A 24,378-nucleotide genomic window follows, 5' to 3' on the forward strand; every position below is an offset into this window, starting at 1 on the left:
CGCGGCATCCTTCTTAACCAGTCGCGACCGTTTCCGTGCGCGCAGTCTGTGCATCCGCCGGATTCAACAAACGCACAGAGACCAATTTTGAAACGCCCTCTTCCTGCATCGTGACGCCATAGAGGTTATCCGTCACTTCCATCGTTCTCTTATTGTGCGTAATCATAATGAACTGCGTATGATCACTATGACGTCTAATCATGCGAGTGAAACGATCAATATTCGCATCATCTAGCGGCGCATCCACTTCGTCAAGCACGCAGAAAGGCGAAGGCTTGACTTGATACAAAGAGAATAGAAGGGCAATCGCAGTCATAGTCTTCTCTCCGCCGGACATCAGCGACAACGACTTCAACCGCTTTCCAGACGGATTTGCCCACATTGTGATATCCGCCTCGAGCAGATCTTTTCCGCTCAATATTAAATCAGCCTCTCCGGCGGGGAAAAACTCAGAAAACAACGATTGAAAATTTCCGCGAACCGCTTCAAATGTGTGTAAGAACTTAGCTTCAGCTGTCTCATTGATCTTTCGAATCGTCTCTTCCAGAGTTGACTTCGCCTGGAGAAGTTCAGCGCGATTGCTCAGCATGTCATCCAGCCTCAGGGTCTCCCGCTCAAACTCCTCGACTGACAGCAAATTCACTTGGCCAAGATTCTCAATCTTCTTCCGTAACTCCGAAATCTTCTCTTCAGTAACTTCAAGTGACCTCAACTCATGCAAGTTCTCCGGAACTCGATCTTGAGAGAGGTCGAGATCAAAGTGCGATTTACTGTGGGAAGCCAAAGACTCCAACTCTCCCTCGTACTTCGCGATTGCAACTTCCAGCTTGCGTTGATTCTCTATCGCAAGCTCACGGTTCTCCCGCAACTTCTTCAACTGCTCCTCCATTGCGGACACTTCGCCGCGAGCAGCATCTTTTCCACGTTGTGCATCGTCGACCGCGCGAAACCGCGCATCACGCGCCTTGAAAAGTTCCCCTAATTTCCGAGCGATATCCTGAAGCTGTGATTCGCATTCTCGAATGGTATTCGCTCCAGTCTCGGCGAGATCAGAACTGTTGGAGATTGATTCATGTTGTTCTCTTTCCGTCGACGTCAGTCGATTAGACTCCGCATCCAGAAGCTCCCGCCTGTGTCGAACTTTATCGAGAGCACGCATCGCCTCATGGTAACGATCACGTGACGCACTATTCTCTTGGCGCGCCTGCCATACCCGTTCTGACAGTACTTCAATCTCCGTTTGGACACTTCCTCCTTCTCTTCGGCACTCCTCCAGGACTTCAAGAATTCGCGAAACCTCTTCACGAAGCCTTTCCTCAGCCTCCTCTGATTCCGAAATCAGGCTTAATGCAGCCTCCTCGCGCTGATTAAGCGAATGTACCAGCGTTTCCAATCGTAGCACTTCAGCATTCTCACGGTCTTTCAGCGTTCTCGCAAGCGAAACCTCGTCAGCAAACTCCTTTAGACGATTCTTCCATGCTTCAATCTCACCATTGATGACCAATATCTCCTCTTCAACCAGGCCACGCTCTTTAAGCGCAGAGTCTAACGTCTGATTCAGGATCTCCAACTGATGCGCCAGCCCAAGGTCATTCGGTGTATCAAGTTCCTCGGCACCTGTGAAACAACTTCCAGTCCAATCAAGCCACTCGCCATCGAGCGTAACAGCACGAGCATTGTGCTGCACGAGGAATGGCTGCAATTTGAGCGCCGTCGGGAAGCTATCCACGATTAAACACTTCTCAAGCAGCGCTTTGATTACATCAGAGCATTCCGAGACATTAACGAAACTGCCTGCCCACCCTATTGCCTGTGGGGGTATAATTGGCAGCTCATGATGGGTTACAAGATCCGCGATCACAAAACCGCACCGTCCAGCATCTCCTTGGACAATAGCTCCAACTGCCTCTTGTAACAACTGTGTATCTTTAACAACAAGGTGATAAGCGTAGTCACCCAATGCCGCGTGAATAGCCTTTGAGTACCTCGCATCAACCACTGCGTGATCCGCAACCAGCAAGACGCTTGCGATTCTTTCACGCACTAACTTTATCGGCAAAGAAGCGCGCTGCCCACGCTGCTCCAATGTTCGCAAAAGACCTATGTGCGATTGAGTCGCATGTTCAATTCGCTTTAGCTCGTGCAGCTTCGATTCAAGTACCTTCAGCTTTTCACTTACAAGAAACCCGCCTTGCTCTACTTGTTCGTGATCATGAATCGCTGTGCGTAACTTCGCTTCACTTAATTTCAGAGTCTCCCTTGCTGCCGCCAATTTCCGCTCCAACTCGGCTCGCTCCGCATGAACCTGATCCTGCGATTGAATTGCCGACTCACGTCTGCCCTTTTGGCGAGCAATATTCTCCAGATGCTTCGCACGTTCGTTCTCAAGCGTAGTCTGTGACTTGTTCAATGCGGCGAGTCGTGAATCAGCATCCTTGTAGGATGTCTCTGCGTCTCTCAGTGCTGCTTGACTAACGTCAAACGAATTCTTTGATTCGTGACTTAGATGCGTCGCCTCAAGCAAAGCAATGTCGCAGTCAGAGATGTCTTTTGTCAAACCTTCTCGTCTTGCTTCCAGAGATGAAAGCTTATCCTTTGCGAGGATAATCTGTCGTTGCGCGCGTTCGAGAGAATCTCGAGCAGCAGCAAGCTTCGCCTCAGCCCCCGCCTTCTCGGCTTCCAACATGGAGATTTCAGCAACTGCCTCCTGCAGTTCCTTGCGCAATTCACCTAAATGTTGATCACTCTCGAATTGTTCTAACCTCATCTTTTCAACTTGCGCTTCGAATCGTCGCAAGTGTCCAACACTATCCTCGGCACGGTTGCTTGCATCCGCCAATGCATGCTTCATCGGTGCGAGTTCGTCGACAATTCTGTAATACTCTGTGACCGCGAGGGCTCTTTCCGCCAGACTAAGTTCGTTTGCCAACTCCTGGTAGCGCTTCGCCTTGCTAACCTGACGTTTTAGCGAATTCACCTGACGTTCCACTTCAGCAATAATGTCTGCGAGCCGAAGTAGATCCTCGTCAGTCTGAGCAAGCTTTGCCAGCGCTTGGCGACGCCTTAGCTTATACTTTGCAATTCCAGATGCTTCCTCGAAGAGCTGGCGGCGTCCTTCACCTTCCTCCCGCAGAATATCCTCGATCATCTTTAGTTCAAGGATCGTATACGCATTCGGGCCGAGTCCGCTATCCTGGAGCATATCTGTAATGTCTCGCAGGCGGCAAACATTTCCATTGATCAGATACTCTGACGTACCATCCCGATGCAACTTTCTTGCTATCTCGATTTGCGAGTACGGTAGATTAATCCTGCCGGAATCGTTGTCAAACTTAACACGAACTTCCGCCATATTCAATGGTTTTCGCTTCGCAGTACCATTGAAGATGACGTTCTCCATCCTCTCTCCGCGAAGTATTGATGAACGCTGCTCTCCCAAGACCCATCGAAGCGCGTCAACAACGTTTGACTTGCCGCAGCCGTTGGGTCCCACGACGCCAGTAACGCCAGGAGCGAATTGAATAGCCGTTTCTATGGCGAAAGACTTGAATCCTGAGATACTGAGAGAGATGAGCTGCATTCGGTGTAACTACTCCGTGCTTTGAAGCAATTCCATTAGTATTCGGCGAGATGCGACTGGGTCCGCTTTACCATTCGTTTCCTTCATTATCTGTCCCATGAAGAAACCAAGCATCTTAGTCTTGCCTTCATGGAACCTCTGCTTCTCCTCTGGGTGGCTATTCAGGATGCCCAATACCACACTCTTTAGCGCAGCCTCATCCTGAACCTGCAGCAATCCTTCTGTCCTAATGATTTCATCAGCTGAACGAGAGTCTGTCAGCATCCTACGAAGTAGGTCACGGCCTACGGACCGATTGATATCCTGGCGCTCTACAGCAGCAATAACGCCAGCTAATCGCTTCGGTCCAACTGGAAACTCCTCGATTTCCATAGAGTTTTCGCGAAGCAATCGCTGAATATCGCCCTGAACCCATGCAGCGCAGGTAACTGGAGATTGACCTTCTTTCAGGAGGGCTTCGAAGTAGTCGCTGAGCGCGCGATCCGACGCCAAGAGAAACACGGCTTCTTCATTCAGTTCATACTCCTTGCGGTAACGAATTCGACGGGAGTCCGGGAGTTCGGGAAGGCTTGCTCGAATTGAGTTTACATAGTCGCTTTGCAGTTCTAACCAAGGAAGGTCCGGATCGGGGAAGTATCTATAGTCGTCTGAGCCTTCCTTCTCACGCATCGGTGACAGCTTCGCTTCTTGATCGTCCCATTGCATCGTCTGACGAAATATCCTGCCACCACTCTCATATACTGCAATTTGTCTGCGCATCTCTGCATCAATAGCGCGCTCTACACCGCGAATTGAGTTGAGATTCTTCATTTCGGTTCTCTCGCGCAGGTTAGTCTCGCCTAATCGCCGCACCGAAACATTGGCATCGCAGCGCAACGATCCCTGTTCCATGTTTCCATCGCACACTCCGATGAATCTCAATAGCTCCCGCATCGCAGCCAAGTAAGCACCGGCTTCCTGAGGTGAACGAATGTCTGGCTCTGTCACTATTTCGATGAGAGGCACGCCGCAACGATTCATATCGATTACGGTCGACCCGTCCGGCAGGTGCATGGATTTCCCTGCATCCTCCTCAATATGAGCACGTGTGATACGTATAGTCTTTCCCTGATCGTTCGCCTTTACTCGGATTGAACCACCAGTCGAAAACGGAAAGTTAAACTGCGAAATCTGATAACCCTTTGGGAGATCCGGATAAAAGTAGTTCTTTCTGTCAAACCGAGAACGAAGGTGCACCGTTGCTTGCACAGCGACAGCAAGGCGAATAGCCTGTGCAACCACCTCTCTGTTGAGAACAGGCAGAGCCCCTGGGGTGCCAAGGCATACTGGACAAACAAGTGTATTGGGTTCCACACCATAGAGATTGGGGCAGCGGCAGAAAGCCTTCGTTCTCGTAGAGAGCTGTGCATGAATCTCCAGTCCAGCTATCAACTCGTACTCAGAATTCATCATGACGAGCGTAACTTTTCCAAGACAGAACCCGCAGCCAGAAGTTCCCGCTCTGCAAAATGCTTACCTATTAGCTGAATTCCGATTGGCAATCCCGCGCGATCCGTGCTCCAGGGAACCGATAGTGCAGGCACGCCCGCAAGATTTGCAGGAACAGTAAAGACATCAGAGAGGTACATTGCGACTGGATCATTCGACTTCTCGCCCAAGCGAAACGCGGTGGTAGGAGTCGTTGGTGTTAAAATAAAGTCAACCACACCTAATGACGATACGATCTGATCGGAAATCACTCTTCGAACTTTCAGCGCTGTATTATAGTACGCATCATAATACCCTGTGGAGAGAACGTACGTTCCCATCATTATGCGCCGTCTTACTTCTGCACCAAAACCACGACCTCGCGACTTGTCGTAAACTGACAAAAGGTCACGAGCATCGGGATTCCTGAAACCATACCGGACTCCATCAAATCTTGCGAGATTCGAACTTGCCTCTGCAGTAGCTACGATGTAATAGACTGGAATCGAGTACTTAAGGGCAGGAAGCGCTAAGTCAACAAGCTCGTGGCCTGCTAACCTCAGCTTCGTAATTGCATCTTGGCAGGCTGATGCTACTTCAGGTGAAAGCGCATCATGCTCAAGGTAGTCACGGAGCAAGCCAATTCGAAGTGGTCGCACTGGATCAAGCAATGAGGCCGCGTCCGGCACAGGCGTATCAGAAGAGGTCGAATCGCGCGGATCGCTCCCCGACATCACTTTCAACGATTGATAAACGTGCTCGCATGACCGGGCAAACGGCGCAATCTGGTCGAGCGACGAACCGAATGCGACCAGACCGTAGCGCGAAATTCGGCCGTACGTCGGCTTTAACCCAACAACGCCGCAGAAAGCAGCGGGTTGTCTGACACTGCCTCCAGTCTCACTGCCCAATGCCAGATGGCATGTATCAGTTGCCACAGCGACAGCGCTGCCGCCCGAAGATCCCCCTGGAACCCTTGTGGGATCAACAGGGTGACGAGTTGGGCCGAAAGCAGAATTCTCCGTTGACGACCCCATTGCAAACTCATCCAGATTCGTTTTGCCAATGATCACAGCACCAGCACGCTCGAGTCTCTCCACTGCCGTTGCGGTGAATAGAGCAGGGTGATAGTCAAGAATCTTCGATCCACACGTTAATGCACAATCCTTAACGGAAATGTTGTCTTTCACAGCAACAATAAAGCCGGCAAGGGGGAGCTGTTGGCCCGTCTCGAGTGCTGTGACCACCTTCTCTGCATGGAGTAGCGCACGCTCATCAAGCAAGGAAATAAACGCGCCCAAAGACTCACACTCGCGTGCGCGAGCCAGCGCAGACCTTACCGCATCAGGAATCTGTCGAGGATTTTGTCTTAACGTCTCCGGGCTGGGGATGCAAAGATGCATTCGGCGCGTTTGTGTCTTTCTGGGTTGGAGAAACAGTTGAACTCAGGCTGGATGCTATATCCCGCTTGACTTCGAGATAGGAACGGCGAAGTTCGGAAATGCCTCGCCCTAATTGTCGCGCAGTGTCCGGCAGGCGCTTCCCGCCAAACAGCAGCATGACAACAAGGACAACAACAGCTATCTCGCCTACGCCAAGATTCATCTGAGCTAAGAAGAGAACTCTACACGGGCACTTTGCAGCGCGGCTTCCGCAAATGCACTAAGAAGAGGCAGTCCATCCACAGACCCTACAATCTCCTCGGAAGCACGGTCCGGGTGCGGCATAAGCCCCATGACATTTCCTGATCTATTTATAAGGCCGGCAATCGCGTTTGTACTGCCGTTCGGGTTCCCGTTCGGAGAATCCGAACGCGATGGTTCCGCGTACCTGAACACCACCTGGTTGTTGGCCTCGATACTGGATATAGTTGTAATATCAGCAGTGAAATTGCCTTCTGCATGCGCGATTGGCATCCGGACAATTTGACCTTGCCAAAGGTGCTTCGTAAAGATCGTGTCTGTATTTTCCACCCGGAGTCCTACCCAGCGCGAAATGAAGCGCAAATTTCGGTTTAGCATCAGAGCGCCGGGCAACAGTCCGACTTCACAGAGGATTTGAAAACCGTTACAAATGCCGAGAACTGGTCCCCCGGAATCTGCAAATTCGTTGATGGCTGGCATGATCGGAGAAATCTTTGCAAGCGCTCCAGCTCGAAGGTAGTCACCATAAGAGAATCCTCCAGGAAGGAGCACCCCAGAACAACTTCCCAGACTGGTCTCCTTGTGAAACACCTCTTGCACTGTTGCGCCAACAATGTTTCTGAGAACATGGACGCAATCACGGTCACAATTCGAACCTGGAAACGTGACAACTGCAATGCTCATGCAATCTCGACTCGGTACGTCTCAATGATTGGGTTTGCCAGCAAACGGTCTGCAATTTCGGACACAATCACTCTTCCCTGCTCTTCACTGACCTGCTGCAACTCAATTTCGACCTTCTTGCCCACGCGCACTCCGGCGACTTGCGTATACCCACGTTGGACAAGTAACTGCTGGATGGCTTGACCCTGAGGATCAAGTACGCCACCTTTTAATTCCACTGTAACAATAGCTTTCAAGGATTCTTCCAACGTGTGGTGAAGGGTTCAGGCTGATCCACATCTGCAAGCTCGTGAAGTCTTCTCGTTTGAAATTGACCCGTTATAGCAGCAGACACAATGAGAAGCAATATAACTGGGAAAGCCAGCAATGGCGGATCAATCATTGCCGCGCCGATGCAAAGGGCAAGTATAACAACACGTCTCGAATTCCTACCCTGCTCTCTTAATGTGAATCGTGGCAAAGCGCCAATCGGTACCTTGCTAACCATCAGAAGCGCTGTGAGCAAAAGCAAACCGGCCAATACTTCAACACTTCGTACTTCCCCCCAAATTCTGAAATTCAGTATAACAAATGTGGAAATGAGACAGGCATGCAAAGGAGAAGTCAGCCCTTCGTAAGCGCCTGAATGTTTTGACGCCTTAACATTGAATCGGGCAAGTCTGTAGGCCGCAGCAAGAACTGGCAGTGTGCAAACCACCATTCCTATCACCGAGTCCTCGCGGAAAGCTACAATATAACAAAGAACAGAGGGCGCGACTCCCATGGAAACGACATCGGCCATGGAATCGAACTGAAGGCCAAGTGGCGAAGAGCCGCCGAAGAATCGTGCAGCTTTTCCGTCAAACGCGTCCATAATCACTGCCAAGACGATTAGCCAGGCCGCAAGCGATGCATGTCCGTCAATGGCTAGCAGAATAGCAGAAAACCCGAAAACCAGATTTAAGGCTGTGAGAATATTTGCTAGATACTTCATTTACGTCCTCACGTTTACATAAGGTCACGAAATCGAGCAATCACAGTCTCACCGGCCTTGGTCCGTTGACCGGTCTTGACCACGATATCAGCAGTCTCCGGCAACTCAACTTCCATGCGCGATCCAAAATAGATAAGTCCGAACCTCTCACCTGCCGCAAGTCTGTCTCCCAGTTTTGCCTTACATGAGATCTTCCGCGCAATCAGTCCTGACAACTGACTGAAACGAATGTCCCCTTGTTCAGACTGCAACTCGATATCAATGCGCGCATTTCCACGTGCGCCTTCACGCGAATTTGCGTGGCGATATGTTCCCGGACGTGCCACAATTGAACTCACCACCCCGGTGAATGGCGAGCGATTGACATGGACATCAAATACAGAGAGAAAAACCGCCACGAACTTTCTGCCATCATCAAGTGTCTCAATCTCGACCACAACGCCATCGGCAGGTGCAAGGACAGCACGCCTATCAGCGGGTGCCTGTCGCTCAGGATCCCGAAAAAACAATAATATTGCAATACCAAGTACAATTAGAAAGACACCCACAGCACATAACATCTGCAGATCCAATGTGATCGACACGAAACACAGTCCTGTGCCGGAAATCACTGGAGGCAAAACAAGTGGCCATGCTTCCTTCGCAAATCTCATACAATTGTGACTTTTAGACTGCGCTGGTCAGGCGCTCGTAGAGTTCACGATAGGCTTTTTCAACGCCGGTTGGATCTTGCAACGCCCGATCACGATCAAGCTTTCGGTTTGTTTTGTGATCCCATACTCTGAAGGTGTCCGCGGTAAGCTCATCGCCGATACAAATGTGATCACCCGCGTCACCAAACTCAAGCTCAAACTCGACAAGCAATAACCCACGTCGCTCAAATAGCGATTTTAAAACTGCGTTTGTCTTGGTTGCAATACGCTGCATTGTACGCAAGTCATCCGATCGACCATAACCAAGTGCGACGGCATGACTCTCATTTACCATTGGATTATTCAGGCTGGGATCTTTCAGGAAGTACTCAACAACTGGATAGTCAAGTGGCCTTCCGTCGTCTAATCGAAACCGCCTTGCGAATTCCCCTGTCGCTACGTTGTACACAATTGCCTTGATGTCAAACATCTCCACGCGACGCACTGCAACCTCTGTTGGCGACTGTCTTTCCACAAAGTGTGTGGGCACGTGATAATTCTCAAGGTACTGAAACAGAAAACTCGAAACGCCGCAGTTGATTTCACCCTTTCCCACAAATGACGACTTACGTGACTCACGGGGATTACCAGCGTCGTCCGTAAACTCAAGGATTGCATAGCTCGGGCGATTTGTCGCAAAGAGCTTCTTTGAGCTTCCTTGCACAATTAGTTCAAGTTTATCGAGGTTCATTGTAAGTTCAGTTAATCCACGATCCCTAGCCGACGCAATAACAGATCAGCTGTTTCATAATCAGGCTTAAGTTCGACAAGAGAATCAATCGTCTTTACATCCAGTGTCTGCATCACCTCAGCATCAGCCTTTAACAAGTCTGCCATCGGCCTGCGGCTGCGGATTGCCTCTCGTGCGGACCTCTGGACTACGGTGTAAGCGGCTTCACGAAGCCAACCTCGTTCAATTAGGGCATGTAATACCCTCTCCGATGCCAAGGCTCCATGTGTCAAATCCAAATTTCTCACCGCCTGATCGGTGTCAACCTCTAAACCTTCAAGAACGCGCAAAAGGAGGTGCAACATGTAATCAATAGCAATACAAGCGTCTGGAAAGACAACACGTTCAGTCGATGAATGGGAGATATCTCTCTCATGCCATAGTGCGATATTCTCCATACCTACAACGGCATAGCCACGCAACATCCGCGACAGGCCGGTGAGTCGTTCACAGAGAATCGGGTTGCGCTTGTGTGGCATCGCCGAAGACCCCTTTTGCTTCCGCCCAAAGGGTTCAAATGCTTCGCTTACTTCCGTGCGCTGGAGGTGACGAATCTCGACAGCAATTTTCTCGATTGTTCCGCCGATGACTGCCAGCATATTCAAGAACTCGGCGTGCAAGTCCCTGCTTACGACTTGAGTCGAAATCGGAGCGACTCCAATTCCAAGTTCTGCCATAACCAATTCCTCAAGCTCAGGGTCAGTGTGGCCGAAATTGCCGACGGCACCTGAAAGCTTTCCCACGAGGATCCGCGGTAAGCACTCTCTGAATCGTATTTCATGTCGGGAGAACTCATCCTCCCACAACGCGAACTTTAGTCCGAAAACAGTCGGTTCTGCATGAATTCCATGAGTTCGTCCGACACATGGCGTACGTCGATACTCCAATGCTCGACGACGCAGGACGATTCTAACAGCCTTTATGTCGTCCAAGATTAGTTCAGCTGATCGCTTGATCTGCAACGCGAAAGCCGTATCAACCACGTCTGAGGAAGTAAGTCCAAGGTGCACAAATCGAGAATTCATGCCAACATAGCGCGCAACAACCGTGAGAAATGCAATCACATCATGTTGTACGTCAGCTTCGACTTCGTGTATCTCGTCAATCGAGTAGCGTGCATCTTGAGAGATCTGTTCGACGACATCCAAGGGAATCTCATTCCTCGACGCGCGCGCCCTGAGAGCAGCAAGCTCAACCTTCAGCCACATGTCATACCGAGCCTCCTCAGTCCACAGTGATGACATGGGTTCTCGAGAATATCGCTCAATCATCCGTTATACGCACCAACCTTAGGTATGGGCAACAATTCCAACTCTTTCGTCATGATCGTTCCACGTCGGCTGATCACAATAGTGAGTTTATCTCCGACGCGCAAATCAGTGTTATTGACATAATCTACCGCATCGCGCGCTCGATTTATCTGCCGATCGTTAATTTTTAGAATAACATCCTCAGCTTTCAGATTTGCGCGCTCAGCGGGACTTCCCGGATCAACACCTGTTATAACCGCTCCGCGGTTCTCTGCCAAATCCAACATCTTCCACATCACGCCACGCAAATCGTTCGCTCGAATACCCAGCCAATAGTTTCGATCAACTCCGCCTCGTAGGAGGTCCTCGATCGAGTTCACGATTCGATTCGATGGAATCGCAAATCCTACGCCTACTGATCCGCCGCTCTCAGTGAATATCAAGGTATTCATGCCCACCGCTCGGCCTTCAGCATTAATTAACGGTCCACCTGAGTTACCACGATTAATAGCCGCATCCGTCTGAATCATATCAGAATACAATCTACCGTCTGAGTCACGTTCGAAATCTCGATTTAGAGCGGAAATAACTCCAACGGAAGCCGATGGCTGATCATTGATGTCAAACAAACCGTAAGGATTGCCAATGGCAATAACCCACTCACCCACCATCGCTTCATCGCTATTTGCCCATTCAATAAAGGGCAGATTCTCACCATCTATCTTAAGTAAAGCCATATCGAGCAGCTCATCAGTCCCAACGATTCGCGCATCGTACTTCTGACCCGCCGTTGTAGTGACTGCCACAGACACGGCATTCTTCACCACATGCTCATTTGTTACAATGTAACCATCCCGTGTGAATATGAAACCCGAACCAAGACCGGACGCCTGCTTCTTGACGGTGCGAGGCCAGAACCTTTCATCAAGAAACATCCGAAAAAACGGGTCTCGAGGGACAAAAGGATTTGCAACCTCAGTTACAGTTTCGACACTAATTCCGACAACGGCATCGGATGCAATCGCGATCGCACGAGTCAGCGCCGTCTCGCGGCTCGACCGGACTTCGTCGCCTGAGATTTGTATGGGGTAAGCGTGATCGTCCGTCCCAAGCGACACGCCAGTAGTCTTCATCTCGAGAGATGTCATGTAGTACTGCAACGAGTCAAGCCGAAGCTTTAAACTCTCAACTTCGGCGTAATGTTGTTGATCTCGATGGACTATCCATAGCAGCACGAAGCCACCCATCAAGCCAAGAACGAAGTATTGCCAGAATCGCCCCATCAGTGTGTACAAAGTCGCGTGATTAGACTGCTGGCCATTCGGAATAACCGATCGCGTTTAAAGTGAGCCCGCAGGCAGGCGCCTTCGTGCCCGCATTCGTGTTATCTTTGCTCAGAAGCACGTCTGTGATCGACGTCTTACCTCTCCTTGAGCAGGCAATATCAACCATAGTACCGACAAGCATGCGAACCATACCGTGAACAAAACGACTCGCGTGTATCTCATAGTTTAGAATACGGCCATTTGCGTACCACTTGGACTCGTATACACTGCACTCGTATCCGTGCTTTTCCAACGGATTTTCATGTGCGAATGCCTTAAAACAATGCGTCCCGACTATTTGTTCAGCAAGGGACGAAAGCAAGTTGACGTCAAGCTTCTGCAAGAACTGCCACAAATACTGTCGACCAATAGCCACAGGCTCCAGGGAGATTCGATACTGATAACCCCGCCATCTTGCAGAAAATCGAGCATGAAAGTCGACAGTTTTCTCCTCTGCAGAAAGAATTCTCACATCGGGAGGCAGAGCAGAGTTACCTGCCCGAAGGATTGAAACGACGGGCCTTCTTACGGGTGCGTCAAAATGTGTTACCTGAAGATCCGCATGAACACCGGCGTCCGTTCTGCTTGACGGGACCAATCGAACACTCTGGCCGAAGAGCGGTAAGAGCGCTTCTTCCACGCATTCCTGTACTGTTCGTCGGCCAGGCTGGTATTGCATGCCTGAAAACGCGGTGCCATCATACTGCAAGTCGAGCCGGTATCTAAATCGCTCAGCGTTCCGCACAAGACGATTCGCCGATTCTACAGGGTGGATAGGCAAATTGTGCAAAAGAGAAGACACGACACTATCGTCGTTACATCCGCACGACTTCCCATCGGTTTAGAGAAGGCTGCACCACTCTCGTAGCCGCGCGACCACAATACTAGCGCCATTGACTGCGAGTTGTTCATTGCGTTTTGCACAGTTGCGAAAAATTCCTGACGTACGAACGCGAGCTTGTCTGGCAATCTCGCAGGGGATGGAACAAGTCGTAGCCTTCGGGCAAGTGTGCGCTGTTCAGACTGGGCTCGTAACCGTGGCACCATACCCAAGGCGAGTGCCGCGACGACACCAACTTGTCCGGCGAATCTCGATCCAATGAATCGTCCTAAGCCACGGGATACGGCCTCGGCGTAGGCAATCGGACTATGATAACTTACGAGAACACTTGTTGTAGTGACAAAGATGAACAGACGAACCATGAAAAAGCCAGTATTCAAAAGATGTTCAGTCCGTGGTGCCTCATCTGAAGCTGATAACAGCCACAGTCTAAACGCAACATGGAGAAGCGCAGCCACAAGAAAGAGGTATCTCGTCGCCCATAGAGTTTGGCGAATGACTTTGAAATCCGCACGTAAAAAGAGAACGGCGAACACAAACAAAGTGGCAAGCATCAGCATCACGCTCCACGTTGTGCACGCGGCCACACATATCAAGAACACGAGTGCACAAAAGAGGAGCAGCCCTTCAGGTACCACGACTCTTCGATAAGTAGCTGACGTCTCACCCGTTAGAGTGTTCATTTCCCGAAGAAAAACTCTGTCTCTTTGTTTCCGTTCTCTGGTGAGTCAGAACCATGCACGGCATTCGCTTCAATGTTTGTTCCGTATAGCTTTCTAATGGTGCCCGGCTCAGCCTTCAAAGGATCCGTTGCGCCGATCACCGAACGCCAGTGGTTAACGGCATTCTCACGTTCCAGACGTCCCAATACGACAGGCCCACTTGTCATGTAACGCACAAGATCGCTAAAGAAAGGCCGCTCTTTGTGAACTGCATAAAACTCGCCGGCTTGTTCTTTCGAGAGAATCTCGTAACGGAGTCCAGTAATATTGAAACCTTCCTTCTCGACCCTAGCGATGATGTCACCGATACGTCTTGCAGAGACCGCATCAGGTTTGATAATCATTAAAGTGCGTTCCATCTTTCCCTTGCTTATTTGCTTTATTTACTTCTTGAGCACTCTTGCCATGGTCTCACCTATATCCGCGGGAGACTTCGCGACATGAATTCCCGCCTTTTCCAAGGCAGCGAATTTTTCCCTTGCAGTACCCTTACCGCCGGCAATAATCGCTCCTGCGTGTCCCATTCTACGGCCAGGAGGAGCTGTTTGACCAGCAATAAAGCCGACTACTGGTTTCCGGAACTCGTGTTGTATGTAATCTGCTGCCTCTTCCTCGGCAGATCCGCCGATTTCTCCAATCATCACGACTGCGTCAGTGTCTGGATCATCTTTGAACAGTTTAAGGATATCCAAGAAATTTGAGCCGGGAATCGGATCACCGCCGATGCCGACGCAAGTCGACTGCCCGATCTTGCGATCACTTAACTGTTTGACCGCTTCGTACGTCAAGGTACCACTTCGGCTGATCACTCCACAGCGACCTTCGCGGTGAATGAAAGCTGGCATTATCCCCATCTTGCCCACCCCTGGAGTGATGACGCCGGGACAATTTGGCCCGACCAGACGAGACTTAGATCCTCGTAATGCGTGCTTGACAGTTATCATGTCCCGCACAGGTATACCTTCAGTGATCGCTACAATGAATTCGATGTCAGCGTCAATCGCTTCCAGAATAGCGTCGGCAGCAAATGCTGGCGGTACAAAGATGATACTCGCGTTGGCCCGCGTAGTTTCCGCAGCGTCACGAACACTGTCGAAAATTGGCACTTGGTCATCAAAAGTCGTACCGCCCTTGCCGGGAGTAACCCCGCCCACAACCGCAGAGCGGTACTCCAGCATTTGACGAGTGTGAAAAGAACCTTCTGAGCCGGTAATGCCCTGAACGATGATCTTCGTATCTTTGTTTAGTAGAATGCTCATGATTACTCTATCCTTTCACTGCCGCACAGGCTTTTTGTGCCGCATCGGCTAGATCGCCCGCGACAATGAAATTTAGCCCTGAATCTCGCAGCATTTGCCCGGCAAGGTCAGCGTTGTTGCCTTCGAGTCTGACAACGACTGGAATCGCGACATGCTCGGTCCTTGCGGCCTCAATAACTCCACCCGCAACGCGATCACATCGTACGATTCCTCCGAAAATGTTTATGAGAATCGCTTTGACGTTCTTATCTGCGAGAATGATCTGAAATGCAGCAGCAACCGTTGTTGCATTGGCACCTCCGCCCACGTCCAAAAAATTCGCCGGTTCACCACCGTACAGCTTGATGATATCCATCGTTGCCATGGCAAGTCCAGCACCGTTCACCATGCAACCGATGTTGCCATCCAGCTTAATAAAATTGAGACTGTGCTTGGACGCTTCAATTTCCGCGGGATCCTCCTCTGCAAGATCGCGCAATTCATCAAACTCTGGATGTCTGAAGAGAGCGTTATCATCGAAATTGACTTTTGCGTCCAAAGCAATTATCTGATCGCCAGAGAGAATCAGCGGATTAATTTCCACAAGGCTGCAATCGAGTTCAGTGTATGCCTTGTAAAGTTTTGTGAAGCATGCCTGCGCTGATTTGAAGGCCGCACCGCTGAGGCCCAGTGCGAACGCCAATCTGCGTGCATGATGCGGCTGAAAACCAGTCGCAGGATCAATCGCAACCTTCACAATCTTTTCCGGAGTCTTTGCGGCAACTTCCTCGATATCCATTCCGCCTTCAGTAGACACCATAAAAACATTACGAGACTGTGCGCGGTCAAGCAGGATTCCTGCGTAAAATTCTTTGTCAATTTTCATGCCCTGCTCAATGAGCAATCGTCGCACCTCTTGTCCTGCTGGGCCAGTTTGGTGGGTAACCAACCGCATTCCAAGAATTGAAGAGACGTACGACTTTAGCTCATCTTCCGATCGAGCAAGTTTTACCCCGCCGCCTTTACCACGGCCGCCGGCGTGAATCTGCGCCTTAACTACAACCGGGAAACCTCCCAATCCAAGGCCCGCTTGAATTGCATCATTAACTGTGAGAGCAGGTGCACCGTGTGGTACTGGCACACCATAGTGAGAAAGCAATTTCTTTGCTTGATACTCGTGAATCTTCATGAAGGTTTATTTATCTTTATTCCTAATTAGGCAAAATCCAAGTTCCAGAATGTCCGTCGACACTTTCAACGAATCTTTCCAAATCGCAAATCAGTACTCTCTCTCCTCCTTCTTGTAGAAACTTGATAGCTGCTTCAATTTTGGGTCCCATGCTTCCAGCTGGAAACTGTCCGTCCGCAAGATACTTCTGGGCCTCACTGAGAGACAATCGCGGAAGATCTCTTTGATCAGGCTTGCCAAAGTTCAGAGAGACGTATGGCGTCGCCGTGAGGATAAAGAGGTCTTGCGCGTCAATGTCTCTGGCAAGCACGGCCGATGCGCGGTCTTTGTCAATGACCGCATCAATCCCTTCAAGCCAGCCATCAGGCTCGCGATAGACGGGGATCCCACCTCCTCCGGCAGCAACTACCACAGTACCCCCATGAACCAGTTGTCTGATTACAGAATGATTCAATATCTCCAAAGGCATCGGACTCCCGACGACGCGCCGCCACCCGCGAGTGCCATCTTCCTTAACCGTCCAGCCTACCTCCCTCGCCTTGGACAGAGCAACTTCCTTGGAATAAAATTGTCCGATGAACTTCGTTGGATTCTGGAGCGCCGGATCTTTTGGGTCAACCAAAACCTGCGAGACAATTGTCACAACCTCAACGTGCCCCTGCCCACGGCGTAGTAGGACGTTCTGAAGGCACTGCTCAATCATATAGCCCATTCCGCCTTCGGTATCAGCTACGATCACACCTAAGGGGAGATCGGGAGTCCTTCCATTTGCCAGTTCTACCCGCAACAAGGCATTTCCGACCTGCGGACCATTGCCGTGTGTTATAGCTAAATTGTATCCACGATGCAACAATTCGGCAACACCTTGCAGCGCGCTGCGCGAATGCCGAAACTGATTGGCAATTGTGTCAGGCTCGTCTGGCGAGGATATCGCATTTCCGCCAAGTGCGACGACTGCGACGCGAGTCTTAAGCGCCATACGTTACTTCATTTTCAGTGTTTGTGTCGGTAACCTATTAATATAGCAATGAGTTGCTGGATTGTCAAGCGTCGAAATTGTCTCGAACAATTTTAAGTTCATTATTTTTAGATACTTCCAGCATCGATAGTTCGACCTCCGCCTCTTGCCACTCGTTATACAGTAACGGAATTTCATCGCGGATACTTCTGTACTCTTGAATAATCGCTCCAGATTGTTCCGCCTGTGCATAAAAAAGGGGATCCGAGAGTAGCGCTTCCAATTGCACCTGTCGGGCCTCTAACATCCCTATTCGAGTCTCGCATCGTTCACATTCCTCTTTAAGGCGCCTCAATTCCGCAGAATAGCGATTTCGGATTTCCGCTTCAAGACGTTTCTTGTCCTTCTCGAAACGTGCACCCTCGGACTTTTCAGGCGAGATCGCGGTATGCAAACCTGCCGAGCTTGTGACCCGCGACCCCTGTCCGGGGGACGCAATCCCTTTTCTTTCAAGAAATTCACTGAGGGTTCCGGGCCAGTCCCTCATCCGGCCTTTATCCAGCTCCAAAACCCGATTAACCAGCCTGTCTAGAAAATAACGATCATGACTGACAACCAGCAAGGTCCCTCCGTAATGCTTCAGTGCATCGAGCAGAACGTCCTGGGAAGACATGTCAAGGTGATTAGTCGGCTCATCAAGAATCAAGAAATTCGCCGGCCTGAGCAACAGTTTGGCCAAGGCAAGTCGCGACTTTTCACCTCCCGACAAGACGCGAACTCTCTTGTACACGTCGTCTCCTTGAAACAAAAAGGCACCAAGTAATCCACGTAGCTCAGATTGTGAAAGTGTTCGATTGTCTGCTTCGGCCTCTTCCAAAACAGTTGCATCGAGGTTCAGCGTGGACTCGGCTTCTTGTGCAAAGGACTCAACACGTACGTTGTGTCCAAGCAAAACGCTCCCCTTGCTGGGCATTTCTTGTTGACTAATCAATCTGCAAAGTGTTGACTTTCCTGCCCCGTTAGCACCGACAAGAGCAATGCGTTCCCCACGTTGGACAACCAAGTCGATTTGCTCAAAAACTTTTAGATCACCATAGTCCTTTCCTGCTTGCTTCAACTCCAGTACCCATTTGCCCGAACTCTCAGCTTCAGGAAACCGAAAGTGAATACGCTTGCTATGTGCCAGTTGCTCGACGTCCTCAAGCTTCTCAAGCCGCTTCAATCGACTCTGAGCTTGTGTAGCTTTGCTTGCCTTGTATCGGAACCGTTCCACGAACTTTTCGAGATGCCTGCGCTCGGCATCAATCTTCTCCTGCTCGCGGATAAGCTGCGAATCTCTTTCTTCGCGACCCGCCTCGTAGCTCGAGTAGTTGCCGGGGTAGATTGTTAATTTGCCAAAGGCCAACTCAGCAATTTCTGTAACCATTCCGTCAAGAAATTGTCTATCGTGACTCACAAGCACAACTGCACCACCAAAGTCACGAAGGAATCCTTCCAGCCACAGCACCGTTTGCAGGTCGAGGTGGTTGGTTGGTTCGTCAAGGAGAAGAATGTCCGGATCATGTAACAGAAGCTTGGACAGCGCAATTCTCATCTGCCAGCCGCCAGAGAACTCGTCAGTTCGCCTCCCAAAGTCACTCTCCTTGAAGCCCAATCCACCGAGCACTGCCGCGACCTTAGCCTCCGCGCGATAGCCCTCTAGCATGTGAAATCGATGGTCAAGGACACCGACCAGTTCTAACAGAGCCTCATCGTGCGGGCTTTCCGCTAAGGCCTCGCGAGCTTGCGTGAGTTGTTCTTGCAAATGTGGAATATCCGGGAGACCGGAAAAAGCCTCTGCAAACAGTTCACGTCCTCGAAATGCAACTCCGCTCTGAGGAAGGTAACCAACCGATGCATCACGCGCCAAGGAAATCTGTCCCTCAGACGGATGAAGTTCGCCGGAGATGAGTTTAAGTAATGTGCTCTTCCCTGCACCATTGACACCAACTAATCCAACCCTTTGGCCACGAAAGAGAGCCCAATTTATGTTAGAGAATAGGGTACGTCCTGGAAAGAACACCCCGATTCGTTCAAATTGAATCAACCTCATTGTGGTCTAGCAAGAATCACTGTCGACTTTTCACGCTTCATACCGCCATTCACTTCGGCCTCGAGCAGCACGGTGTACCTTGCAGTAGGTAAGACAAACCCTTTGTCATCACGCCCGTCCCAAATGACCGAACCAGCCGTCAAACCGCTCTGTGCTCCGGCCAATCTGCGTACTTGACGTCCCCGTAGGTCAAACACAAACAGGTCGATCGTCCCTCCCGGCGTGCCAAGCACATAGCTGATTTCTGTTACATCATCAATACCGTCTCCATTCGGAGTGAACGGGGATGGCGAAATGCTCAAGCTCGTTTCGAATCTGCTACGTGGCAACGCGAGGGAGTTAATACGTCCTGGAGTCGAACCTGTCATGTCCACAGAGGAACCCCAGTTAGAGGGAGAATTTGATTCGCTTGAAAGTGACAACCGTTCGAGCGAGACTCCGTTTCCTCCCTGGCCCCAGTTGGGACGATAGTCAACGCGGTCCAGTATATCCCCCGACACGTCCCACAGAATCAGTGAATCGCCATTGTTATTCAATGTCGGCGCACCCGAAACAAACACATGGACGACAGCTTCAATGGGGATCTGCTCTGAAAAAACTGAGCTGTCCGCCGCTAACACTACAAATTGACCGGACTCCAGCAACTGATCCGGAAGCCTGTACCTTCTGCTTGTGTCAGAAATGCCCAGCCCATCCGAGAATGTCACATCTGAGAGAGAGATCGGCGTTGTGCCCGCCACCGTCAATTCTACCCATTCTGATCGGTTCGGCAGGGGATCAAATTGGATTTCATTGATGACTAGCCCCTCTGCTGCAACTGAGCTTGAAACAAGAAGTGAAGCAGAGTTGTTCGTTGAATCATCATCTCCATCAATCAGCTGGACTCGATACCGCGCGATTCCTCTCCCCCCATGTCGACGCTCCCACATGAATTCGAGGCTGTCAGCAGGAGACACTATGCCAATCGACGATTCGAATAGTAATTCATAATCACCGCTTCCGATGGAGTCGACAGAGAGTCTAATAGTGTTGCCTGCTGAATGTGCGCCCGAATTTAGCACCGTCGAATACAACGTGAATAGTTCGCCGATATTGGGATGCTTGGGATCTGCCACAAATCTCGCAATCCCAAGGTCAAACTCTGGCGGAGTAACGCTGTTTCGAAAACCTGGCGTTCCGTGCCGGACTTCACTATCAGCCCAATTCTCAGCACTGTTGCCACCAGCCAGACGGACCTTTTCGTCCGAATGTCCAGGAGTATTTCCTATTGAGTACGAATAAGCTGAAACTACAGTTCCGTTTGAGCTTAACAAACTGATCGTCTCAGAGTTGCTATTCGACAGTCCTCGACTTCCAAAAGTTCCGTTCGAAACAGTCACGACCAACGCGCTAGTAGGAACCAGTCCATCATAAGTCATGCTTTGGTCGGCAATGTAGTCCGGATCCAGAATCAACACAAATTGTCTTGGAAGCGCAAGAAGTCCCATTCCGGAATCATCGAGCGTATCGGTGCCAGAACCGTCCGTTATCATCCAACCCTGAAGCTGCTGTGGGAAGGCAGAATCGTTGTAAAGTTCAATGAATTCATCTGTGTTCTCGCTTCCGTCTGGGTCGAACATTACCTCAGAGAGCAGGATGCCGGCCTTGGCTACTGACCCCAAAAGTAGTGACAACAAGAATAGTGCACTAATGAAACGCATTCCTATAGTGCGAAACACATGGTAGTTCACCTTTCCATACTACTGTTACTATGTCAAACCTGCGAGGATTATCCAAGCGGCATATTCGTAGATAGGTGCGCGCTAGTTGCTTGATTCGTTCTTGCTTTTGTTTGTTCACCCTGTTTGCGGGAAGAAACTCCGACACGCGACTAGCTGACTTCACCTCTACAAATACGATGACATTGCCGTCCTTGCACACAATGTCGATCTCTCCATTCTTACGAGTCCAATTTCGATCAAGCACTTTGAGTCCATTCTTCTCCAAATACTGGCAAGCGATATCTTCACCGGCAAGCCCGCGCTTACGAGCCGTCATACTTTGAGACTTGCCCCAAAGCCTAAACCACCAATTCCAGAACACCGTGAAAACTCTTGCGGTGGATGGGACAAGGCCCGTGCAGCTTCAGCGCTCGGCGATGCTCAGCAGTCGGATAGCCCATGTTTCGGTCGAATCCGTATTGCGGGTACAGCAGATGATACTCCCGCATTGTGCGATCCCTCTCAACTTTAGCGATAATTGATGCGGCGGAAATCGTTGCAACCCGAACGTCACCTTTAATGATTGCATGGCAATTCTCTACGCCAGGTATCTTGTCTCTGCCATCTACGAAAACAGCATGCGGCTCAACTCCGATGCCCTCGATCGCTGACTTCATGGCAAGCAACGAGGCAATTCTGATGTCTGTACGATCGATCTCCTCCGCCGATACCGCTGCAAACGCGCACACCAATGACGTACGAATCTCTTCGGCAAGTCTCTCCCGAACCATCGACGAGATACTCTTTGAATCACGGCACCGCCAGAGTGTGTCGCAATCCTTGAAAAGCACTACCGCGCCAACCACCGGTCCGGCCAAAGGGCCGCGGCCGGCTTCATCACATCCGCAGATCATCTGAATTCCGTCTTTCTGCAAGGCGCATTCGAACCGTTCGGGAATCGTCGCGTTCAGCTCTTGGCTATGTTTGGACATTAATCGGCTCCGGGATTGACCACAGCTTAACAAGCATCTCACCAAGCGACTCCTCACGCCTCCAGCCACCTTCATTTAAGATCCAATGGTCGCGTCCCTTGTTAGGCTTCCGATCGGAGGCAGACTCGTGCAGACTTCTGCTTGAAATCTCACAATCCGAGAAATCGATGTCCAACACGCGGCTCCGGTTCATAGTCCACTCGCGGAGATCTCCTTCGGTGCCAGGGATCTGGTGCGTATACCCCACAACTACGTCATCCGATAATGCAAACAAGAAAGCGGCAGACTCTCTCGTTTCTTCATACGATCTCATCAGCGTAGCAAACGTGGTACCGTCAAAGTCAAATTCTTCTCCGACTTCTGGCTCGATTACACGTATGGTATGCAATCTGATGGCAGCATCAAATATGTTTGACGCATCGGTACGTCTTTCGCTTGAGTAATCAAGAACTAATGCGGGCCGAAGCAAGCTCAGAACCTCAGGCGCACCTCCAATGTGCTCGGAACTTCTGTTTAGGGCAACAGCAAAGTCTAAAGATTTGTACCCGCTTTGCAACAGTCTTTCATGCACGGCATATGCCGTCCTTTCTGCGTCCCATGCCGCCCCGAAGCCAATTAACCCACAGGATTCACCGAGTCTTACAAAACATGCAGAGCATCGCCCACTCCCAATCCAAGCTACTTCGCCCTTTGTATCTTGGTCTATGAAACTACTCCAAACGATAGCGTTCAAGCAAACAAGACTGAGCATTAAACCTTGTTTCACTCTGCCTCGCCACAATTGTGCGATGCCAATTGCCTGAGTGAGCACACCGATTGTGAGAATACTCCAACCGTTGCCGGAAGTGATACTCGCCATCGGAAGACTCGCAACAGCTGATGTACCGACTGCAAATCCCTTGGCAATCAAGTCTATTACCTGTGCGAAAGGATATGCAGCGACCTCTGCAATAGTGGAAGCAGCCAAAAAAAGAAGTATCAGCACGATCAATAATGAGAACAGTGGAATTGACACGATGTTTGCAAGAACTGCGAGTGCGGGGGCACGGCCAAAAAGAAGTGCAACGACCGGAGCGGTTGACAGTTGGGCACCGAGGGTTCCTGTCAGAATTTCGGAGATTCGCCGGCTCATGTTCACCGTACCTGCGTCCAGAAGACTCTGAACCGGTTTCGAAAGCCCGACATAGGCTGCCAGAATGCCGGACATTGACAAGTAGCTCAGGATGAAACCCGCGTCCAGCAAATGCAAAGGCCAAAAAAAGAGTTCTATCGCAAAAGCAAAGAGCAGAAGATTAGCCGGATGACTGGCACGGGTAAGCATTCTTCCTACAATGAATAGAAACGCCATCAGAGCGGATCTAAAGAGGGACGGTACGCCTAAACCAAGCAACGTATAGGCGACAAGTAAGAGGATTAGCACTGCATATCGCGCGTTTCGCGGTACTTGGAATGTAGCAAGCGCAAGCCAACACAGCGAAACCAACAAACCAGTATTCAGACCACTGAGCGCAAACAGATGGGCAAGGCCCGTAGTCTGAAGATTCAATCGAAAACCGGGCGAGAAAGCGTCCCGGGATCCGAGCAAGAGTGCACCTGCCACCGCCGACGCATCGGCGGAGAGACTTCTTGAAAAGACTGAGAGAATCGCCGCGCGAGTTCGCTCAACGTAGTAACTTATCCCACGGCTTCCCTTTATTACTATTAGAGTTGACCTATCGGCAACTCTTGCGTCCGCCCAAAGTCGATCACGAAGTGACCAAGTTACCTCCCGAACCGAACGCCCCTGCCCAAGATGTATAGGGACAATTCTTACCTTGCACGCAACAACATCGCCGATGTTGATGGCTGTTGCATCAGACAGCGGCAAAGACAATCGAACTTGAAGTGAGGCACTCTCCAGAACGGAGTCACCTATCTCAAGACGAACGCCTCCGAGACGAAACTTTTCGCTCCTCGCTGATTCCCGTCCGCCTTCTCTCCACAAAACAACACCGCGACAATTTGCTATCACGGTGTCAGAGTTTATCTGTGCGAGCCATGCACGGTCATGCCTTGCTATGTGTGATTCACCACGCGCAAGGACCAGAGTTGCGATGGCAACGTACCCAATCAAACCGCCGAGCTTGCTAACCTGCGGGAACGCAAGACAAACCAGTGCCACAGTTGCAAGTATCAGAGCAATCGCGAAACCCGTGTCCTTTGAAAGAGGGATGAACAGCGATCCTACGACACCAACAAGTGAAGCGACCGCGAAGGACAGAGCAGGAATATCCGCGAGACGAATGGCCTGTCTGGCTTGCAC

The 24,378-nt window shown here is 50.5% G+C and carries 22 protein-coding genes; all 22 read right to left on the reverse strand.

Translation table 11 applies throughout. From position 1 onward, the window contains the following. Positions 1-13: 13 nt before the first annotated feature. On the reverse strand, positions 14-3,580 hold the full coding sequence (gene smc, locus KJZ99_01345; GenBank protein ID MCL4304539.1) for a chromosome segregation protein SMC: 3,567 nt from the start codon (positions 3,578-3,580) through the stop codon (positions 14-16). Positions 3,581-3,589: 9 nt separating this feature from the next. Then, positions 3,590-5,032, reverse strand: coding sequence for an Asp-tRNA(Asn)/Glu-tRNA(Gln) amidotransferase subunit GatB (gene gatB / locus KJZ99_01350; GenBank protein ID MCL4304540.1), 1,443 nt, complete (start codon positions 5,030-5,032; stop codon positions 3,590-3,592). After that, on the reverse strand, positions 5,029-6,450 hold the full coding sequence (gene gatA, locus KJZ99_01355) for an Asp-tRNA(Asn)/Glu-tRNA(Gln) amidotransferase subunit GatA (GenBank protein MCL4304541.1): 1,422 nt from the start codon (positions 6,448-6,450) through the stop codon (positions 5,029-5,031). Before gatA ends, gatB begins: the two co-directional genes overlap by 4 nt. Continuing rightward, complete coding sequence (locus tag KJZ99_01360; protein ID MCL4304542.1) at positions 6,392-6,652, reverse strand: twin-arginine translocase TatA/TatE family subunit; 261 nt, start codon at positions 6,650-6,652, stop codon at positions 6,392-6,394. Before KJZ99_01360 ends, gatA begins: the two co-directional genes overlap by 59 nt. 5 nt (positions 6,653-6,657) lie before the next feature. Next, complete coding sequence (gene purQ, locus KJZ99_01365) at positions 6,658-7,374, reverse strand: phosphoribosylformylglycinamidine synthase subunit PurQ (protein MCL4304543.1); 717 nt, start codon at positions 7,372-7,374, stop codon at positions 6,658-6,660. Continuing rightward, positions 7,371-7,610 (reverse strand): phosphoribosylformylglycinamidine synthase subunit PurS, encoded by a 240-nt coding sequence (purS, locus tag KJZ99_01370; protein ID MCL4304544.1) that lies wholly within the window; start codon positions 7,608-7,610, stop codon positions 7,371-7,373. Before purS ends, purQ begins: the two co-directional genes overlap by 4 nt. Then, positions 7,607-8,347, reverse strand: coding sequence for a CDP-diacylglycerol--serine O-phosphatidyltransferase (gene pssA / locus KJZ99_01375; protein ID MCL4304545.1), 741 nt, complete (start codon positions 8,345-8,347; stop codon positions 7,607-7,609). Before pssA ends, purS begins: the two co-directional genes overlap by 4 nt. 14 nt (positions 8,348-8,361) lie before the next feature. Next, on the reverse strand, positions 8,362-8,931 hold the full coding sequence (locus KJZ99_01380; GenBank protein ID MCL4304546.1) for a phosphatidylserine decarboxylase family protein: 570 nt from the start codon (positions 8,929-8,931) through the stop codon (positions 8,362-8,364). A gap of 82 nt (positions 8,932-9,013) precedes the next feature. Further along, positions 9,014-9,730, reverse strand: coding sequence for a phosphoribosylaminoimidazolesuccinocarboxamide synthase (locus tag KJZ99_01385; GenBank protein ID MCL4304547.1), 717 nt, complete (start codon positions 9,728-9,730; stop codon positions 9,014-9,016). Positions 9,731-9,741: 11 nt separating this feature from the next. Beyond that, positions 9,742-11,040, reverse strand: a complete 1,299-nt coding sequence (locus KJZ99_01390) for an adenylosuccinate lyase (protein MCL4304548.1) — start codon at positions 11,038-11,040, stop codon at positions 9,742-9,744. Beyond that, complete coding sequence (locus KJZ99_01395) at positions 11,037-12,302, reverse strand: trypsin-like peptidase domain-containing protein (protein MCL4304549.1); 1,266 nt, start codon at positions 12,300-12,302, stop codon at positions 11,037-11,039. Before KJZ99_01395 ends, KJZ99_01390 begins: the two co-directional genes overlap by 4 nt. 22 nt (positions 12,303-12,324) lie before the next feature. Beyond that, the gene (truA, locus tag KJZ99_01400) at positions 12,325-13,089 is read right to left on the reverse strand and encodes a tRNA pseudouridine(38-40) synthase TruA (GenBank protein ID MCL4304550.1); all 765 of its coding nucleotides are present in this window, start codon (positions 13,087-13,089) and stop codon (positions 12,325-12,327) included. A gap of 17 nt (positions 13,090-13,106) precedes the next feature. Next, positions 13,107-13,868, reverse strand: coding sequence for a hypothetical protein (locus KJZ99_01405; GenBank protein MCL4304551.1), 762 nt, complete (start codon positions 13,866-13,868; stop codon positions 13,107-13,109). Beyond that, entirely contained in the window at positions 13,865-14,266 is a 402-nt protein-coding gene (ndk, locus tag KJZ99_01410; GenBank protein ID MCL4304552.1) for a nucleoside-diphosphate kinase, read from the reverse strand. Before ndk ends, KJZ99_01405 begins: the two co-directional genes overlap by 4 nt. A 24-nt stretch (positions 14,267-14,290) precedes the next feature. After that, entirely contained in the window at positions 14,291-15,166 is an 876-nt protein-coding gene (sucD, locus tag KJZ99_01415) for a succinate--CoA ligase subunit alpha (GenBank protein ID MCL4304553.1), read from the reverse strand. Between the two features lie 7 nt (positions 15,167-15,173). Beyond that, positions 15,174-16,334: an ADP-forming succinate--CoA ligase subunit beta gene (gene sucC, locus KJZ99_01420; protein ID MCL4304554.1), complete on the reverse strand. Its 1,161-nt coding sequence runs from the start codon at positions 16,332-16,334 to the stop codon at positions 15,174-15,176. A 22-nt stretch (positions 16,335-16,356) separates the two neighbouring features. Next, complete coding sequence (locus tag KJZ99_01425) at positions 16,357-17,313, reverse strand: carbamate kinase (protein ID MCL4304555.1); 957 nt, start codon at positions 17,311-17,313, stop codon at positions 16,357-16,359. A 64-nt stretch (positions 17,314-17,377) separates the two neighbouring features. Then, on the reverse strand, positions 17,378-19,384 hold the full coding sequence (locus KJZ99_01430; protein MCL4304556.1) for an ATP-binding cassette domain-containing protein: 2,007 nt from the start codon (positions 19,382-19,384) through the stop codon (positions 17,378-17,380). Beyond that, a complete protein-coding gene (locus tag KJZ99_01435; protein MCL4304557.1) occupies positions 19,381-21,060 on the reverse strand; it encodes a lamin tail domain-containing protein in 1,680 nt (559 codons plus the stop codon). Before KJZ99_01435 ends, KJZ99_01430 begins: the two co-directional genes overlap by 4 nt. Positions 21,061-21,070: 10 nt before the next feature. Beyond that, the gene (locus tag KJZ99_01440; GenBank protein ID MCL4304558.1) at positions 21,071-21,421 is read right to left on the reverse strand and encodes a YraN family protein; all 351 of its coding nucleotides are present in this window, start codon (positions 21,419-21,421) and stop codon (positions 21,071-21,073) included. A 22-nt stretch (positions 21,422-21,443) separates the two neighbouring features. Further along, positions 21,444-22,076 carry a ribonuclease HII gene (locus KJZ99_01445; GenBank protein MCL4304559.1) on the reverse strand — a complete coding sequence of 211 codons (633 nt, stop codon included), beginning with the start codon at positions 22,074-22,076 and terminating at the stop codon, positions 21,444-21,446. Beyond that, positions 22,063-24,378 carry a ComEC/Rec2 family competence protein gene (locus KJZ99_01450; protein MCL4304560.1) on the reverse strand — a complete coding sequence of 772 codons (2,316 nt, stop codon included), beginning with the start codon at positions 24,376-24,378 and terminating at the stop codon, positions 22,063-22,065. Before KJZ99_01450 ends, KJZ99_01445 begins: the two co-directional genes overlap by 14 nt.

It is taken from the genome of bacterium, from assembly GCA_023382385.1.
Taxonomy (GTDB): Bacteria; Electryoneota; RPQS01; order RPQS01; family RPQS01; genus JABWCQ01.